The following is a 16,933-nucleotide window of genomic DNA, read 5'->3' on the forward strand; positions in this document are numbered from 1 at the left end:
TGCGTGACGTGCGCTGCGATGCGCTCAGCGGTGCGGTGACCGTCGGACGGACAGGACCGCCACATCGTCGTGCTGGCCTCCCTCCCCGGCGAACGCGCGCGCGTCGTCGTAGAGGGCGCGCGGCAGGTCGGTGGGGGAGAGGGACACGCGCTCGGTGAGGCGTTCGGCGACGGGGTAAAAAGTGCCGTCGGCAGAGCGGGTCTCGGTGAGCCCGTCGGTGGTCAGCAGTAGCGTCGCGCCGGGTGGGAAGGCGAACCAGTCGACGGTCGCGGGTTCGGCGGCGAGTTCGGCGAGACCGAGAGGGACGCCGGAGCCGAGGGCCGGCGTGATGACGGTGGCGTCGTGCAGCAGGTGCGGCGGAATGTGCCCGCAGTTGATGACTTGTACCTCTTCGTGCGCGTCGACGTTGACGATGAGGGCCGTGACGAACCGTTCGTCGTCGCCGGTCTGCGCGGCGTAGGAATTGTGCCGTACGACAGAGGCATCGAGGGCATCGACGAGCGCGGTCAGGGTGGGCTCCCGGTGGGCCGTCGCACGGAAGGCGCCGATGACGGCGAACGCGGCGCCGACCGCGGGCAGGCCCTTGCCCTGGACATCGCCGATCAGAACCCGGGTTCCCCACGGAGAGACGACGACGTCGTAGATGTCGCCGCCGATGAGCCGGTCCTCCTGGACGGGCTCGTACACGCCGTCGACCAGGACGTCGTCGGTGAGCAGAGGCAGAGGGCGCAGGATGTGGCGCTGCATCGCTGCGGCGGTGGAGCGCAGCCGCAGCATCTCGTGCTCGCGGTGGATACGACGGTGGCAGGCGTAGACGGAGGCCGCGCCCATGGCGACGGTGAGCAGCATCATCAGGATCCTGTCGAGCCACGACCGCCCGTCACCGTGCCGGACCAGCACGGTGACGATGACCACAAGCGTGGTCCACGCAGACACGAACTTCGTCTGGCGTACGGTGCACAGCGCGGACGCCGTCCCCGGCAGGAATACAAGGAGCCCGAGAAGCCACACCGGGGACTCGGACAGGGCACCGAGGGCCACCACCAGGACCGTCACTGACGCCACGCCGATCACTACTTCGGCGTCGCGCGGTGGTTCGATGGCCTCGAAGGGACGCGCGAAACTCTTCGGATGCTTACGGGGCACGGGACCTCCCGGTCAGGTGGTGTACTCCCCGTACGGTAGGCAGGCCCGGCCGTGGGTGAGCCGCGCCCCGCCGGACGATGTCCCCTGTGCGGTGACCAGCACTACGTGCAAGGTGAGCGGCCCGTGTACACCTTCGACCCGGGCGCATCCGCTGGTCACGCCCGGTGGCGGAGCCGCGGGTCGAAGACTCGGGTCATCCGGGGCACGGTCGCCCCCGTCCGAGCCTTCAGAAATGTCGATGGCCGACGCCGGGCCGGTGGGGCGGTCAGGACTGTGACGGTGCCTGCCACGAACGTCCCTGTCGGGACGCACCCACCGGTTCGGCGGCAGCGCACGCCGCTCAAGCGTGGTCGCCAGATCAGCGTGCAGGGCACGAATCACAGCACCAGCCATGTCGCGGAGCCCTCGTTGCGCGGTGTCTCCCACCCGGGAGGCCGGTCCGGACATCCCAGGTGGGGTGCACAACAGGCAGCTGCCAACGGCGACACCCTGACAGCGGGATAGGGTCGGCTGAGAAGAATCCGCTCGGTCCACCCGAGCTGCGCCAAGGCCAGACACGGCGGCCGCCCGAGGGGGAGCTGGATGCTGCAGGCACTGGGATTGGGCCCGGCCGAAGAGGCCATCTACACGGCACTGCTGGCCCGCCCGACAGCCTCCGCGCAGGACCTCGCCCGGCAGACCGGAATCGAGAAGGCCGAGACCGCCCGCATCCTGCTCGACCTGGCGACACGTGGGCTGGTCGCGGTCGCCACCGAGGCCGAGAGTGGGGCACCCGACTCGGCCGACTGCGGGGCCGGCCTCCAGTCCGCCCGCTACCGGCTCACACCACCCTCGGTGGCCCTGGCCCCGCTCCTCGTCGAGCAGCGCAACGCGCTGCACCGGGCCGAGACCGCGTTCTCGATGCTGACCGAGCAGTACCGCAGTACCGCCGCACACCCTGCGGGCAGCGTCGTGGAGGTGGTCGTCGGTGTGGAGCAGGTCGCACACCGGTTCCACCAACTGCAGCGCGGCGCCCAGCGGGAGTTGCTCGTCTTCCTTGTCGGCGCGCCCATCGCGGTGCCGCGCGAGGATGCCGACGCGTCGGAGAGTTCCGCGCTGGACCGCGGAGTCGACTTCCGGGTTGTGGCTGCCAAGGACTATCTCGACGGTCACGACGTAGCGCGGGACGTGCGGGCGGCCGTCACGGCGGGCCTCGAGCTCCGCCTGGTCGACTCGCTGCCGCTGAAGATGGTCGTGTCGGACCGGGAGCGTGCCATGGTGCCACTGGACATGGCGGACTCCGGCGACGAGCCGAGCGCAATCGTGGTGCACCGCAGCGGCCTGCTGACGGCACTGGTCCATCTCTTCGAGAAGGAATGGGCCCAGGCCCGGCCGCTGTACGCCACCACCACGGGTGTGCGCGCGGAGCCGGCAGCCGATGAGCAGCCGACCGAGGGGGAACTGGAGGTCCTCGCCCTGCTGCTGGCAGGGATCTCCGACCGGCGGGCGGCCTCCCAGCTCGGCCTCTCCGTACGCACCGTGGAGCGGCGGACACGCCGTCTGATGGACCTCGCCGGAGCGGATTCGCGCCTGCAACTCGGGTGGCACGCCGCACGTGCGGGCTGGCTTTGACCTCCTCCTCCTCCTCCTCGGCCTGAGGGCCGAGGTGTCTCCGTCTGTGGGTGGTCACCGTTCCTGGGCAGTGAGCAGGAGTGAGTCCCGGCTCACCGGTACGCCCCGAACGGTCTTGGGCGCACTGGTACTCCGCTTTCGCGTCCCGGTCGGCGACGCATATCCCGTATGCGGTCCGTCCCGGGCGGGCGGAATTCCTACGACCTGGCCATGTGGGTGTGGCCAGAGGCGACGGGGAGGCCCCGAACCATCTCGCTGGTGACACGGGGGCCCCGACTGCTGACGCCCACCCGGCGTCCCAGATCGCACCGAGAACGCTACGCACACCCCGCCGGGCATACCCGCAGCTCGTCACACCGTTCACCCCATCGTGTCCACGTTCGCCAAAACGTTGTGCTTGCCCAGCAGTTGTGAACCCCCACCTGCCAGGTCCGAAGCCCCAACGAGCTGACGAACCGGTTGATGTGACCGCGTGACGGAAAACCGACATGCGGGAAACCCGTCACACGCAGCATCCCTACACGATCCGTGTGTCTGCCAGGCTGCGGAATGGCATGTTCACGGCGTCAAGTAGGGAGACTCATGCGCCCCATAACGCGTACAGCCTTGGGCGCGGCGACCGCCGCGGTCCTGGCCGTGACCGCGGTCGGGCCATCCGGGGCGGCGGATACGCCGCCTGACGGTGCCTCGGGGAAGCGGCCCATCGTCGGCAGCGGGACCACGGCAACGGGTGGCAAGCGGGTGACGGTCACGCTCGTCACCGGCGACAAGGTGCTGGTGACCACGGACAGGTCGGGCCACAGCTCGGCGGCTGTGCTGCCCCGCGAGGACGGCACGCAGCCGATGGTCCAGACCTATCAGAGGGGCAAGGACCTCTACGTCTACCCGGAGGACGCCTCCCAGGCGATTGCCGAGGGCAAGGTCGACGAGCAGCTGTTCAACGTCACTGGGCTCATCCGCCAGGGATACGACGACACACACACCGACACGCTGCCACTCATCGCCACTTACCAGAACAGTGTGAACGTTGCCGACAGCGCGCCGGCGGCCCCTCGCGGGGCCGAGCGAGGCCTGAGCCTCCCGGCTGTGGACGGCGTCGCGCTCAAGGCCGGCAAGGACACTGCCGCCACCTTCTGGCAGGACGTCACCAACCCCCGCTCACGTTCTGCCTCCACGCTGAAGAAGCTGTGGCTGGACGGCAAGGTCGAGGCCACCCTGGACCGGTCCACCGCGCAGGTGCACGCGCCGGAGGCCTGGGCGGCCGGCTACGACGGCAAGGGCACCAAGGTCGCCGTGCTGGACACGGGCGCGGACGCCGAGCACCCGGACCTGGCGGGCCGGATCGCCGCGTCCAAGAACTTCACCGACTCCCAGAGCGTCAAGGACCGGCAGGGGCACGGCACCCACACCGCCTCCACGGTCGGCGGCTCCGGAGCGGCCAGCGACGGCCGCAAGAAGGGCGTAGCCCCCGGGACCGACCTGCTCATCGGCAAGGTCCTCAACGACTCCGGCTACGGGCAGACCTCCTGGATCATCGAGGGGATGCAGTGGGCCGTCGACCAGCAGGCCGACGTCGTCTCCATGAGCCTGGGCAACTCCGCGGTCGGTGACTGCGGCGACCCGCTGGCCGCGGCGACGAAGGAGCTGTCGCAGAACAAGCACACCCTGTTCGTCATTGCCGCCGGCAATCTGGGTTCGGGCAGCGAGACCGTCTCCTCGCCGGGCTGTGTCCCCGGTGTGCTGACCGTGGGCGCCGTCGACCGCGATGACACCACCGCGTGGTTCTCCAGCCGCGGTCCCGTGGCTGTCACCCACACCCTCAAGCCCGAGATCGCCGCCCCCGGCGTCGGCATCTCGGCGGCGGCCGCGGGCGGCCGCGGCACATACGCGTACCAGACGATGTCGGGCACCTCCATGGCGACCCCGCATGTCGCCGGTGCTGCGGCCATCGTCCGCCAGGCCCACCCGGACTGGACCGCGCAGCAGGTCAAGGCCTCTTTGGTCTCCTCCGCCCGCACTGATGGCAAGGTCGCCGGCGCTGACGAGACCGGGGGCGGCGTCCTCGACGTGGCCACCGCGGTGGACCAGCAGGTGCTCTCCGCACCGGCTGTCCAGGCCGGCAGCTACAACTGGCCGCAGGACGCCTCGGACCGCACCACCGTGCAGGTGCCCTTCACCAACACCAGCAGCAGTGACATCACCCTGAGCCTGAAGCTCAGCGGCGTGCATGGCAACGACGGCAGCGACGTCAACTCCGGCACCATCAAGCTGGAACAGGGCAAGGTGACCGTCCCCGCAGGGGCCACCGCCCAGGTGCCGCTGCAGATCGACCCCACCGCCCGCCTCAAGGCCGGCCAGTACGGCGCTGTCACCGGCCGGATCCTGGCCACCGGCGGCGATGCGCACGTCTCCGTGCCCGTCACGCTCTACGTCCAGCCGGAGACGGTCACCCTCCGGGTCAAGGTCATAGACCGTAATGGCAAGCCCGCGACCGGCCCCACCTCCCTGGACCTGGTCAGCCTCGACACCGACAAGGGCGAGCGCCGCAGCAACGCGGGTGCGACCACCCAGACGTACAGCGTGCGCCCGGGCGACTATGCCCTGAGCAGCTTCGTGGCGAGCTACGACGCGAACAACAAGCCCGAATCGATCAGCTACCTCGGGAACCCGCAGCTGCGGATCACCCATGACACCACCGTCGTCCTCGACGCCCGCAAGGCCCACCAGCTGAGCCTGCACACCGACCGCCCCTCGACGGTGAACAACACCACGCTCAGCTACGCCCGCACGTGGGACGACACCTGGCAGATATCCGGATCACTCATGGCCGGCAACACCGTCCAGAAGTTCTACGCAGACGTCGACGGACGTGCCGAGAACGGCACCTTCGAGTTCCGGCCCACCTGGCGCGCGACCGGCTCCGAGGACGGCTCGCCCTACGTCTACAACCTGTCGTTCCCGACCCAGGGTCCGCTGCAGTCCGACCAGGTCTACAAGTCCGAGGACTCCAAGCTGGCCCAGGTCACCGAAACCTGGAACGCCATGGGCAAGGAGGCCGACTACATCGACGCGATGTTCATCCGCCCCTCCGGGAGCAGCGGCGCCTACGTCCCCGTGAGCCCCTTCGGCTCCGTTCACGTGCCCGGTACCCGCACCGCCTACTACACGACCGGCGACGACGCCTGGTACCACGGCGCGATGACCAGCTTCCCGTTTGCCGCGTTCATGAGCGACCAAGAGCGCACCTACCGGGCCGGAGAGCGGCGTGCCGAGGAGTGGTACGGCGGCCCCCTGCGGCCGGCCGCGCCGCGCGACGCCGACGGCAAGCTGATGCTGACCGCCGAGCGGCAGGGCGACCTGATCGGCTTCCAGAACGCGCTCTGGCTCGACGCCTCCGGCGACCACTGGTCCTACGGCGGATCGTTCGGCGACCTCGGCAACCTGGTGCTGAAGCGCAACGGTGAGCAGATCGCCACCAGCACCTACCCGTACGCCGTGTTCAAGGTGCCGGCTGAGGACTCCGCGTACGAGCTCACCCAGAACCTGGAGAAGATCGACACCTCGGACCGGAACTGGCTGCGCTCCACCGCTGTCAAAACCACCTGGAGCTTCCGCTCCCACCTGGAGCCGGACGTCTACTCGCGCGGCCTGCCGTTCCTCTTCCCGGCGTACGACGTGCCGGTGGACGGCATGAACACCCTGCCCGCGCAGAGCGGCATCAAGGTCGGCCTGTCGGTCGAGGGCCACGCCGGGTACACCCCGGGCGCGATCACGGCGGCCTCGCTTTCCTACTCCTACGACGGCGGCACCACCTGGACCCAGGCGCCGACCGAGCAGCGGGACGGCAAGTGGACGGCAGTCCTCGACCACACCGGCGCCTCCGGCAAGCAGGTCACGATGAAGGCCACCCTCACCGACGCCAACGGCAACGCGGTCACCCAGACCATCACCCGCGCCCACGACGTCCGGTAACCACATGGTCCGGCCGGGCGGTCTCCCGCAACGGGAGGCCCGCCCGGCCGGCCACCCGCTGCCCCACCCCTGATCATCAGGGCGCAGCCCAGGCGTGTCAGAACTCGGCGCATATGAGTTGATCTGCAGGTTCGCAGCCGAGACTGAGCCCCGGCACACTCGCTGCTCATGTGGTTCCGGCTGCTCCGCAGCGGCCCGTCCGACTCGGTCGGTCCGCCTCCCCGGACAGCGGGAGGCGGGCGGGTATCACGCCAGCGCGGCCGCCTTACGCAGCAGCACCGAACGCTCGCGGACGTTGCGGCACAGCCGGGCGGCGAGCTCCAGCTCGGCCTGCGCCTCGGCGGTCCGGCCGAGCCGGACGAGCAGTTCGCCGCGCACGCTCGGGAGCAGGTACGACCCCGACAGGCGGCCGGAGGCGACCAGCTCGTCCACAATGGACAGCGCCTGCTGTGGTCCATTCGCCATTGCGACGGCGACGGCCCGGTTGAGTTCGACGACGGGTGACGGAGCCACGCGGCCGAGCGCCTCATAGAGGAGCACGACACGCTCCCAGTCGGTCTCCGGCACCGAGGACGCCGACGCGTGGCAGGCGGCGATCGCTGCCTGCAGCCCGTACGGTCCGAGGCCGCGCCCGACAGCCGAGGCCCGGCCGATCGCGGCCAGACCACGACGGATCGCCGACCGGTCCCACAGACGCCGGTCCTGATCCTCCAAGAGCACCGCCTCGCCATCGGGCCCAGTGCGTGCGGGAAAGCGCGCGGCCGTGAGCTCGAACAGAGCGAGCAGCCCGTACACCTCCGGCTCATCGGGCAGCAATGCGGCCAGCATCCGGGCCAGCCGGATCGCCTCGTACGCGAGATCGGGGCGCAGCAGGCGGTCACCGGTCGTCGCTGTCGAGCCCTCCGTGAAGATCACGTACAGCACGCTCAGGACACCGCCGAGCCGCTCGCGCCGCTCCTCGGACGGCGGCAGCTCGAACGGCACTCCCGCCGCGGCGATCGTCTTCTTCGCCCGCGTGATCCGTGCCTGGACCGTCGGCACGGGCACGAGAAACGCCCGGGCGATCTCCTCGCTCGACAGGCCGCCGGCCGCGCGCAGCGTCAGGGCCACACGGGCCTCGGGCGAGAGCACCGGATGGCAGGCCACGAACATCAGCGCGAGGACGTCGTCGTCGACCCGGTCGGGGTCCCACGGCAGGTCGTCCGACCGGTCCCGCGGGGCCACCGCGCCCGAGCTCGCCTCCCCCTCGGCGAGCCGGCCGGCGAGTACGGCGTATCGCTCGTCGAGTGCCGACCGGCGGCGGAAGCTGTCGATGGCGCGCCGTCGCGCGGTCGCCAGCAGCCAGCTCACCGGGTTCGCCGGCGCACCGTCGCGCGACCAGGTGAGGAGTGCCTCCGCCACCGCCTCCTGTGCGACGTCCTCGGCCAGCTCGAAGTCCCCGGTGTAGCGGGCCAGTGCACTGACGATCCGTGCGGACTCGATCCGCCAGACGGCCTCGACGGCCCGCCGCGCCGACTCGGTGCTCGGCGGACCGCTGGTGGCTGCGGGCGTCAGAGCTGGCCGGTTCGCTCGCGCCACGCCCGCTCCTTGATGATCCACTCGTTGTCCTGCGGGAATTCGTCGATGCTCGGCACGCGGCGGATCTCGCACTTCGTGCCGGCAACTGCCGGGAGTCGCTTGGCCCACTCGACCGCCTCCTCCTTTGAAGCCACGTCGATCACGTAGAAGCCGCCGAACAGTTCCTTCGTCTCGCCGTACGGACCGTCGGTGACCACCGGCGCCTCGCCGCTGAAGTCGACCACCACGCCCTGGGCCGGGTCGTCCAGGCCCTCGGCGGCGACGAGCACGCCGGCCCGGATCATCTCCTCATTGAAGCGACCCACCGTCTCGAGCATCTGCTCGAAGGGCGTCTCCATCATCTTTGCGACGGATTCGTCCGTGCCTCGCATGATCAGCATGTACTTCGCCATCTTCGGTCTCCTTGATGTCGGGGCCGCTTTCGACCCTCTCACTCCAAGGTCGAACGGGGCAGCCGCGGATCGACACGGCAGACGGACGTGGGCCATTTTTTTTGCACCCGACGAGGGTCCGGCCCGTCGGTCCGGTCAGGCCAGGTGCACCGACCGGGCCGGCTCGACGGCCGCGCCGAGCTCCTGGCCGATCCGGACAGACAGGCCCGCGGCGAGCCGGGCCAGCAATCGGACCTGCCTCTCCCCGGTCGGGACGAGCACGAGCCGCCAGGGCTGGGCACGTGGACCGGTGAACCCGACGACCGCCGCGTCGACGGTGTTCGCATGTCTGACCTTCACCCTTGGACCGACCGGCAGTAGGTGTCACTTGAGGCGGCGGGTGGTGGGCCGGGTGTCCCAGCGGTACAGCGTCGCCGCGCGGCGGATGAGCATGCGGAGCGTGACGATGCGGCGAGGCGGAGGTAGAAGTTCACCGCCTTGCCACTCCTCTCGGTGCAGCGTCGCAGCTTGCCCTAGCCGTTCATGCCGGTGTCTGCTGAGGTACAGAGCGCCAAGGGGGCCGAGCTGCCGGATGGACCGTCGTCACGTGGCGACCGTGCCGAGGCCAGGCTGCTGGAGCCGGTCGCCACGGACAACGCCGAAGACCGCGAGTGCGCGGCCCAGGCCGTCGCCGTGTTCGCCAGGCAGTATGGGGCGAAGTTCCCCAAGGCCGTCAAGAAGATCGTCGAGGACGAGGACGAACTGCTGGCGTTTTACGACTACCACCTGCGGACGACGAACCGTTCCTGGGCAGTGAGCAGGAGTGAGTCCCGGCTCACGGGTACGCCCCGAACGGTCTTGGGCGCACTGGTCCTTCGCTTTCGCGTCCCGGTCGGCGACGCATATCCCGTATGCGGTCCGTCCCGGGCGGGCGGAATTCCTACGACCTGGCCATATGGGTGTGGCCGGAGGCGACGGGGAGGCCCCGAACCATCTCGCTGGTGACACGGGGGCCCCGACTGCTGACGCCCACCCGGCGTCCCAGATCGCACCGAATACGTTACGCACACCCCGCCGGGCATACCCGCAGCTTGTGACACCGTTCACCCCATCGTGCCCACGTTCGCCAAAACGATGTGCCTGCTCAGCAGTTGTGAACCCCATCGAGACGACCTTCGCGACAGTCCGCCTGCGCACGAAATCACCCAGGCCGGGGCCTGGCCGTCGGCGCGACGGCCCCGGCAGCCGCTGCCGCGCCCGAGACGCCGGTGAACATCCGCGACATGGCCTCGCCCGGCTTCCGTCAGGCGCTCGCTTGTGTGCGCTCGGTCTATGACCGGAGCTAGTGCTGTGACCGCATAGGTTCGCCGGGTTGGTCGTCGTGGCGGTTGGATGTGCGGTGACGTCCGATCCGACCGCTGGAGGCGCGGTGGCCGAGCCTGTCCGTGTGCGCAGACTGACCGACCAGGAGGGGCAGCGGCTGCAGCAGATCTTGCGCCGGGGCAGCACCAACTCGGTGCGCTATCGGCGCGCGATGATGCTGCTGGCCTCGGCCGGATGATCTCGGCTGGGCAGACCCGGAGCCCCGAACGGGGCCGGTTCAGGAGAAGGACGGCGCCAGAGGAGAATGACTCAAGAGGCGGACGGCTCGATCTCCCCCGCGAAGACGATGACCTGGTCGATGAGGCTCCGCCGCAGATGGACGACGTCCGTTCCCGCCAGGCGGGGGCCTCCATCCGGCGTCGTGAAGACCCACTGGTACCGGGCCCACTCGTCCGGCATGTCCACCGCCGAACAGCGCACCATCGTGCCGGTCCCCGCGGGGTGGCGCCGGATGTCCAGCACGAACCGCTCGACCGCCTCGATCCCCTCACTGCGGCCCAACGGTCCCCAGAAGACCACGTCCGAGGTTAGGGCCTGGGAGAGCAGCGCAGTCACATAGCTGTCGTCCGAGGCGTTGAACGCGGAGATGAACGTGTCGATCGCGGACCGCGCGGTCTCTTCTTGCATGCACCAGTAATACCAGTCGCCTCGCGGACCGCGCTCGTCCCGTGAGCCGTCTCCCGACCACGGTGAACCATCCCGGTCACAGCACTAGCTATGGTCCGGGTGTGTTGGGGAGGAAGCGCTGGTCAGTCCACTACAGCTCGCGGGAGCTTCCAGAGGCCGCCGAGCTGGCCTGGGCGGTGCCGGGGTTGCCTCTGACCTGGGAGTCTTGGCTTGACGAGGCAGGAATCCCGGATGGGACGCCATACCTGTTGTCACCGACGTTCGCGTACGACGTCGCGCTAAACGCGTACTTCCATCGGGTGATCCTGCTGGAGGCGTCGTGGCACTCCCAGAACAACGCCGCCGAGGCGATGGCGAGGTACTTCAACTTCCTGTACTTCTCGCGGGGCGGCAAGGACTGGCGGCAGGCCACCGAGGAGGACCATTTGGCCTTCCACCATTGGCGGCGCCGGGACGAGAGCGGGCCGACGGTTCAGGGGACGACGTGGAGCACGGAGGTCTCGCACGTCAACCAGTTCTACCAATGGGCGGTCGGCAGGCAGCTCGTGTCCGAGGTCCCCATTCCCCAGCGGGATCGGCGGAGTCCGCCGCCCGGACTGACGGTCGCCCCTCGCCGGTCTGGGAGGTCTGGGCGGGAGACGGTTCCGGCGACCTACGCCCACGACGAGGCCGGCGAGAGGATCGAGTGGCTGCCGGCGGCGTCCTACCGGCGCTGGCGGGACGTCGGCGTCCGCGGCTACGACGTCGCGGGCCTGCCACGGACGCGGTTCCGAGGCCGATGGGCCTCGCGGAACGCGCTCTACACCGACTTGATGGTCCGCACCGGGATGCGGATCTCCGAGCAGTCCGCGGTGACTGACATGGAGATGCCAGCCGGGCCGGGGTCTGCGGGTTTCCGCCGGTTCTGGCTTCCGGAAGCGATCGCGAAGGGCGGTTCGGCCCGCTGGATCTATGCCCCGGGCTCGGTGGCGAGGGATCTGGCCAACTACCGGGACATCGACCGGGCCGAGGTGGTCGCTGAGGCCCGGGCTGCCGGCCGTTACCGCCGAATCCGCCGCCCGCTGGTGATCGCCGACCCAGACCGCCCGATGATCGCCACCCGAACCGGTGGCACGGCGGCCGGCCAGCAGGTCGACGTCCGGCGCCTGAAGTCGCGGAGCGTTGCCGACTGCTGCGGGAAACGGCCGACGGCCTGGAGCCGGCGATGTTCTGGCTGGGCGAGTCGGGCATGCCGCTGGCGGTCTCGACCTGGAAGGACATGTTCACCACGGCGAATCAGCGGTGCGCCGAACAGGGCCTTGCCCTGCGGGCCCGCGGCAACCTGCCGCTTGCCCGCTGGGCCGCCTCCCGGGCCAAGCCGCTGCTGGCCGACGTCGCCCCGGAGGCCGGAAACGGCGAGGAGGTGGCCCCGGCTCCGCCGGGGCCACTGATCGTGACCTTCAACCGGATCAAGACCTCCGCCGAGGCCCGCCGCACCAAACGGATGGGCGGGCACTTGCCCTCGGCGGCGAAGTCGAACACCGCCCAGGTCCTCTACACCAACTATCTGCGGCCCGACCCCACCATCCGCGAGTGGGCCGAGGAGGTCATGGGTGAGGCCCTGGTGGATGCGGAACAGGCGGCCCGCACCGCCCACGAACGGGCTGCCCTGAAGGTCCATGAGGAGCGTTCGCGGGTCCGCGGTGGCGGCCCGGCCGTCGCACCGGACGCGGACGCGACCGGCACGGACACCGCCTGGGGAGCCTGCACCGACCACGACCATCACCCGGAGACCGGCCGGCCCTGCCAGGACTCGTTCCTGGCCTGCTTCCACTGCGGCAACTGCCTGATCACCCGGGACAAGCTACCCCGGCTGCTGGCCCTTCTGGACGCGATGCACACCCGGCTGCAGCAGATGGACGAGGACACCTGGTGGAAGGCCTACGGCCCGACCTGGACCGCGATCCGCCGCGATGTGCTGCCGAAGTTCAGCCCGGCCGAGGTCGCCGAGATCCGCAAGCACCCCCTGCCCGACGCCCTCCTCGATCTTGTCGAATCACCCTGGGAACACCCGTGACTCCTACCGCGACCGCTGTCCTGCCTTCCGCCTTGCCCGAGCATGCGGCGGACCCGTTCGTCCTGCACGGCCGCCAGCTCGGCTCAGGTCTGCGGCTTGAGGACACCAGCCGCTACAGCGACCCGGTCTGGCGGATGGATTCGGCCCAACTCATGGCCCACGACCGCGCGTTGATCCTGAACTTTCCCCGCGTCCCGGAAAGGTTCCGCCCGGCAGGCAAACGGCTGTTCTATGAGTTGTTGTCCGGGCCACTGCCGGACGGCGAGGACCGCCTTGAGATCGTCACGATCCGCACCTACTTCGGAGAGTTCGTACGTTTCACGAAGTGGCTCGACAAACGGTGGTCCCACCATCCCGATCTCCTCCACCTCGGCTTGATCACCGGCCCTGACCTGCAGGCATACCTTCGGCACCTGATCGTCGTCCTGTCGGCCGGCTCGACCCGCGGCGTCACGGCCCGGTCCTTCGTCCGTCTGCTCTGGCGATGGCGCACGGCTCTTGGGCCGGATGCGCTGGCCTTCGACCCGCTCCACCTCGACGACTGGAGCAGTCCGCACTCGTCCGGCAGCAGGAGCGAGAACGCAACCTCCAGGCTGCCCGAGTCCGTTCTGGGGCCGCTGGTCGTCTGGTCCCTGCGGTTCATCAACGACTTCGCTCCCGACATCCTGGAGGGCAGCCGCCAGTGGCACGAACGTCGCCGGTCGGGCCGGAGTGACACGATGCCGCGACGGCCCCCGGCGGAGGTCGCCGCACTCGTTGAGGGCTTCCTCGCCGAGCACATTGAGGCCAACCGTCCCCTGCCGGGGTTCCTTGGCCACCCCAACGTCACCCAGATCGCCCGGAAGATCCGGGCCAAAAGCCGCCAGGTGTCGCTGCACACATCGCAGATCGAAGAGGCAGCCGCACACGTCGGAACGACCTACTCTGCCGGGATGGACATCCCGATCCGAGGCCGGCTGGACGGTCAGCCCTGGATCACCGATATCGAATGCCACCACACCACCCCGCAGAGCCTGGCCGTTCTCTCCCGCCAGCTCATGGCCGCGGCCTACGTGATCATCGCGTTCCTCAGCGGCATGCGGGACTCCGAGGTCAAGCACCTGCGGCGGGACTGCCTCCACGTCAAATGCGACGCCGACGGCAACCCCTACCGCTGGAAAGTCACCAGCTTGGCCTTCAAGGGCGAGGACGAGAGCGCGGGCGTGATGGCCACCTGGGTCGTCGGCAAGCCGGTCGCCCAGGCGATCAAGATCCTCGAACAACTCCAGCCGCCCGAGGCCGACTACCTCTTCAACGGTCTGCCGCACGGCCCGGGCAGCAAGAAGACCGTTGTCCGCTCGGCCCTCTGCACCAGCAGCACCAATCAGCAGCTGAACGACTACATGAAGTGGATCAACAACTACTGCACCGCCACTGAACGGCCGGACAGCATCCCGAAGGTCAACGGCAGCGTCCTTGCCCTCAAGACGAGTCTCTTCCGGCGCACCTTGGCCTGGTTCATCGCCCGCCACCCCGGAGGCGTCGTTGCCGGGGCCCTGCAATACCGCCACCACAGCATCCAGATGTTCGAGGGCTATGCCGGCACCAGCTCGTCCGGCTTCCGCGCGGAGGTCGAAAGTGAGCAGGCCCTGGCTCGCGGCCAGGGCCTCATCGGGATGGTCGAAGGACACGAACACCGCGACCTCGCCGGACCGGCTGCCGACGAAGCCGAACGGCGCCTTGATGAGTTCGGCGAGCGCTCCCAGTTCCAAGGCACCGTCGTTCTCGACGAGCGCCGACTAGAAAGGATCATGAAGCGGCATGATCCGGCGGTCTATCCAGGCGACTACATCACCTGCATCCACGACTCGACCAATGCCCTCTGCGAGAAGGCCAAGCGCGGCCGGGCCGAAGACATGCCCGAGCACGGCGGATGCCAGCCGCTGGCCTGCCGCAACGTCGCCCTCACACCCGCCAACACAGCGGCTTGGCACCGCGAACTCGACCGGATCGAGTGCCGGCTCGACGCCCGCCCGCCCCTGCCGCCGCTGCTGGCCGACCGCCTGCGGAAACGACAAGAAAAGATCACCGAGTTCCTCCGGGACAGCGGCCGGCTGGAGGCCTCAGCATGAACACCGTCCCCGAGGCCCTGATCCGCAAGAAGCTCCAGGAGATGCTCACCGCCTGCGAGCAGCACAACCGTCGCCCGAGCGTCCTCGCCCTCGCGCAGAAGGTCGGCATGAGCAACACGACCCTCCGCCGCAACTACCCCGACATCGCACGCGAGATCGGGCTCCGCCGCTCGGAACCGACGAAGCCGACCCCCGGCACCCGCAGCGAGCACGACCGGCTCACCGCCAGGAACGCAAAGCTCCGTCGCCGCAACCGAGAGTTGAAAGATCAACTCAAGCTCGCCGCCGCACAGATTCAGTTCCTTGCCCTCCGCGCTGCCCAGGCAGAGGAGGCGCTGGAAGCACAGGCGAAAGTCACGCACATCAGCAACCACCGCTACCGCGGTTGACAGACAAAACCCGGCAGATTGGCCCGCGCAGCCTCACATCCGGGATCTCAGCACGTCGACCTCACAGCCCGGCGCGGAGGGGTCGAAGCCGTGCTCGATCAGCCAGCGAACTGCCAGCAGGCTTCGCAACGACCACCACGCGTGGATCACGTCGAGGTCGATGTCGGTGCCATAGCCGCCGATGACGTCGTCGAGGTGCTCCTCGTGTCCGAGCGTGAAGGTGGCGAGGTCGTACAGGGCATCACCCTGGCCCGCCTCGGACCAGTCGATGATGCCGGTGACCTCGTCGCCGTCGACGAAGATGTGCGCGATCTGCAGGTCGCCGTGTGTGAACGCCGGAGTCCACGGCCGGAGCGCGGCCTCGGCGACCTGGCGGTTGTGGGCGACCAGGTCAGCGGGCAGGAGGCCGTTCGTCACGAGCAACTCGCACTCGTCGTCGAGTTCCGCCGCCAGCGCGACGATGCTCCGCCCGGCCCGGCCGGGCCGGGGCGGCAGCGGCGCTTCGTGCAGCTTCCGGATGGCGGCGCCCGCCGCGGCCCACGCCGCCGGTGACCCGGTCGACGGCCCGCCGAGGCGCCCAAGCGTCGTCCCCGGGAGTGCGGCGATCGCGAGCACGGGCGGCTTGCGCCACAGGACCTCCGGGGTCGGGACCGGGGCGAGGGACATCGCCTCGACCTCGACGTCGATGCGTGCCTGATCGGCGTCCACCTTCAGGAACACGTCGCCGACGCGCAGGGTCGCGCGCTCGGAATGGGCGACGACGACTTTGACCTCATCCATGGGCGACAGTATCCCGGGGATGATCGCCGACGTCGCACGGGTTTATCGCGTGCGATTACGCGGCTGACCACGTCCCGCTACCGGCGGCCTCATGCACGACACCGACCCGGTCCCACCACTTTTGTTAGGAGTCCAAGAGTCACCAGGCGCCAAGGACAAGCTGCACCAAGAACGGTCAACGGTCAGCCCAGAACCCCGTTCACAAGCTCGCCGCTCACCAGGCCGTCACGCCCGTGCGGCGGGTGGACCCGGGCATCGCGGAGGCGGTCGAGCGGCAGACCCGCGCGATGCGTGAGTTCAGCGCCCGGGCGTTTCCCGAGCCGGGGACGGTCCCGGACGATGCGCCGGCCACGATCGAGGCAGCCTGCGTTCGGCGCCGCTGCCACCGAGGCCGCAGCCCTGCGGGGGAGCGCTGCACCGCCGCCGACTGCTCCGCGCCGACCGCCATCACCCGCCTCTATGGCGGGTTGTTGCACCACGCCGCCGAGCTTGAGCCCTCGCGGAACGACCCGGCTGGCGCCTCCCCCCGTGAGCGTGGCCTCGCTCCAGGCCGACCTCGCTAACGCTCACGCCCGCAATATCCGGCTCATCGCTCGGGTTCACCAACTGGAGAAGCCGTTGTCGGAGCTGATGGGCGAGCAGACCTGGCGCGAGTCGGACCTGGGCGCTCCCGCGGACATCGAGGAGTTCCAGCGCACGATTACCCGGCTGGAGCAGAAGAGCGTCGAGCTGTCGTCGCACCCGGAGGAGCGGGAAGCTGAGCTGGAGGCCGCGCGGGCAACCAACCGCGAGCTGACACGCGCTCTGAACCAACGTGGGTGACCGGCACTGGTATCTCGGGTACCAGAGCCGGCGACCGCGGCGTAAGGGACCAGCGACCGCGGCGTAGGGGCAGGTCCGCCTCGTGCC

General features: G+C 69.5%; 13 protein-coding genes and 2 pseudogenes. 8 read left to right on the forward strand and 7 right to left on the reverse strand.

Annotated elements, in window-relative coordinates; translation table 11 throughout:
* Window positions 1-24: 24 nt before the first annotated feature.
* On the reverse strand, window positions 25-1,146 hold the full coding sequence (locus tag OH809_RS42490; protein WP_406415508.1) for a PP2C family protein-serine/threonine phosphatase: 1,122 nt from the start codon (window positions 1,144-1,146) through the stop codon (window positions 25-27).
* A 582-nt stretch (window positions 1,147-1,728) separates the two neighbouring features.
* On the opposite strand from OH809_RS42490, the gene OH809_RS42495 reads away from it, so the two are divergent.
* Entirely contained in the window at window positions 1,729-2,757 is a 1,029-nt protein-coding gene (locus OH809_RS42495) for a TrmB family transcriptional regulator (protein ID WP_406415506.1), read from the forward strand.
* Window positions 2,758-3,339: 582 nt separating this feature from the next.
* The gene (locus tag OH809_RS42500; protein WP_406415504.1) at window positions 3,340-6,729 is read left to right on the forward strand and encodes a S8 family peptidase; all 3,390 of its coding nucleotides are present in this window, start codon (window positions 3,340-3,342) and stop codon (window positions 6,727-6,729) included.
* Window positions 6,730-6,975: 246 nt separating this feature from the next.
* Here the strand turns inward: OH809_RS42500 and OH809_RS42505 are convergent, their stop codons facing one another.
* The 4 genes and pseudogenes from OH809_RS42505 to OH809_RS42520 form a co-directional block, all read right to left on the reverse strand.
* On the reverse strand, window positions 6,976-8,307 hold the full coding sequence (locus tag OH809_RS42505) for an RNA polymerase sigma factor (RefSeq protein WP_406415502.1): 1,332 nt from the start codon (window positions 8,305-8,307) through the stop codon (window positions 6,976-6,978).
* A complete protein-coding gene (locus tag OH809_RS42510; RefSeq protein ID WP_037699834.1) occupies window positions 8,280-8,699 on the reverse strand; it encodes a YciI family protein in 420 nt (139 codons plus the stop codon). Before OH809_RS42510 ends, OH809_RS42505 begins: the two co-directional genes overlap by 28 nt.
* Before the next feature lie 135 nt (window positions 8,700-8,834).
* Window positions 8,835-9,038, reverse strand: a complete 204-nt coding sequence (locus tag OH809_RS42515) for a hypothetical protein (RefSeq protein WP_406415500.1) — start codon at window positions 9,036-9,038, stop codon at window positions 8,835-8,837.
* A 24-nt stretch (window positions 9,039-9,062) separates the two neighbouring features.
* Window positions 9,063-9,211 (reverse strand): annotated as a pseudogene (locus OH809_RS42520) (IS5/IS1182 family transposase); the annotation flags it as partial.
* Window positions 9,212-9,227: 16 nt separating this feature from the next.
* Between OH809_RS42520 and OH809_RS42525 the strand changes: the two are divergent.
* Window positions 9,228-9,683 carry a hypothetical protein gene (locus OH809_RS42525; RefSeq protein ID WP_406514813.1) on the forward strand — a complete coding sequence of 152 codons (456 nt, stop codon included), beginning with the start codon at window positions 9,228-9,230 and terminating at the stop codon, window positions 9,681-9,683.
* 424 nt (window positions 9,684-10,107) lie between these two features.
* Window positions 10,108-10,236 (forward strand): annotated as a pseudogene (locus OH809_RS42530) (IS630 family transposase); the annotation flags it as partial.
* A 74-nt stretch (window positions 10,237-10,310) separates the two neighbouring features.
* Here OH809_RS42530 and OH809_RS42535 read toward each other — a convergent pair.
* A complete protein-coding gene (locus OH809_RS42535; protein WP_024757633.1) occupies window positions 10,311-10,688 on the reverse strand; it encodes a nuclear transport factor 2 family protein in 378 nt (125 codons plus the stop codon).
* A gap of 1,204 nt (window positions 10,689-11,892) precedes the next feature.
* Here OH809_RS42535 and OH809_RS42540 point away from each other — a divergent pair.
* From OH809_RS42540 to OH809_RS42550, 3 genes are read left to right on the forward strand one after another with little or no spacing between them, the layout of a single operon-like run.
* Entirely contained in the window at window positions 11,893-12,744 is an 852-nt protein-coding gene (locus OH809_RS42540; protein ID WP_406415496.1) for a hypothetical protein, read from the forward strand.
* Complete coding sequence (locus OH809_RS42545) at window positions 12,741-14,855, forward strand: hypothetical protein (protein WP_406514812.1); 2,115 nt, start codon at window positions 12,741-12,743, stop codon at window positions 14,853-14,855. Before OH809_RS42540 ends, OH809_RS42545 begins: the two co-directional genes overlap by 4 nt.
* Window positions 14,852-15,244: a hypothetical protein gene (locus tag OH809_RS42550; protein ID WP_406415492.1), complete on the forward strand. Its 393-nt coding sequence runs from the start codon at window positions 14,852-14,854 to the stop codon at window positions 15,242-15,244. Before OH809_RS42545 ends, OH809_RS42550 begins: the two co-directional genes overlap by 4 nt.
* A gap of 33 nt (window positions 15,245-15,277) precedes the next feature.
* On the opposite strand, the gene OH809_RS42555 is transcribed toward OH809_RS42550, so the two are convergent.
* Complete coding sequence (locus tag OH809_RS42555; RefSeq protein ID WP_406415490.1) at window positions 15,278-16,024, reverse strand: phosphotransferase family protein; 747 nt, start codon at window positions 16,022-16,024, stop codon at window positions 15,278-15,280.
* A 528-nt stretch (window positions 16,025-16,552) separates the two neighbouring features.
* On the opposite strand from OH809_RS42555, the gene OH809_RS42560 reads away from it, so the two are divergent.
* Window positions 16,553-16,846: a hypothetical protein gene (locus OH809_RS42560; protein ID WP_406415488.1), complete on the forward strand. Its 294-nt coding sequence runs from the start codon at window positions 16,553-16,555 to the stop codon at window positions 16,844-16,846.
* The last annotated feature ends 87 nt before the right edge of the window (window positions 16,847-16,933 follow it).

The organism is Streptomyces sp. NBC_00873, assembly GCF_045207415.1.
In the GTDB taxonomy this organism is placed as follows: domain Bacteria; phylum Actinomycetota; class Actinomycetes; order Streptomycetales; family Streptomycetaceae; genus Streptomyces.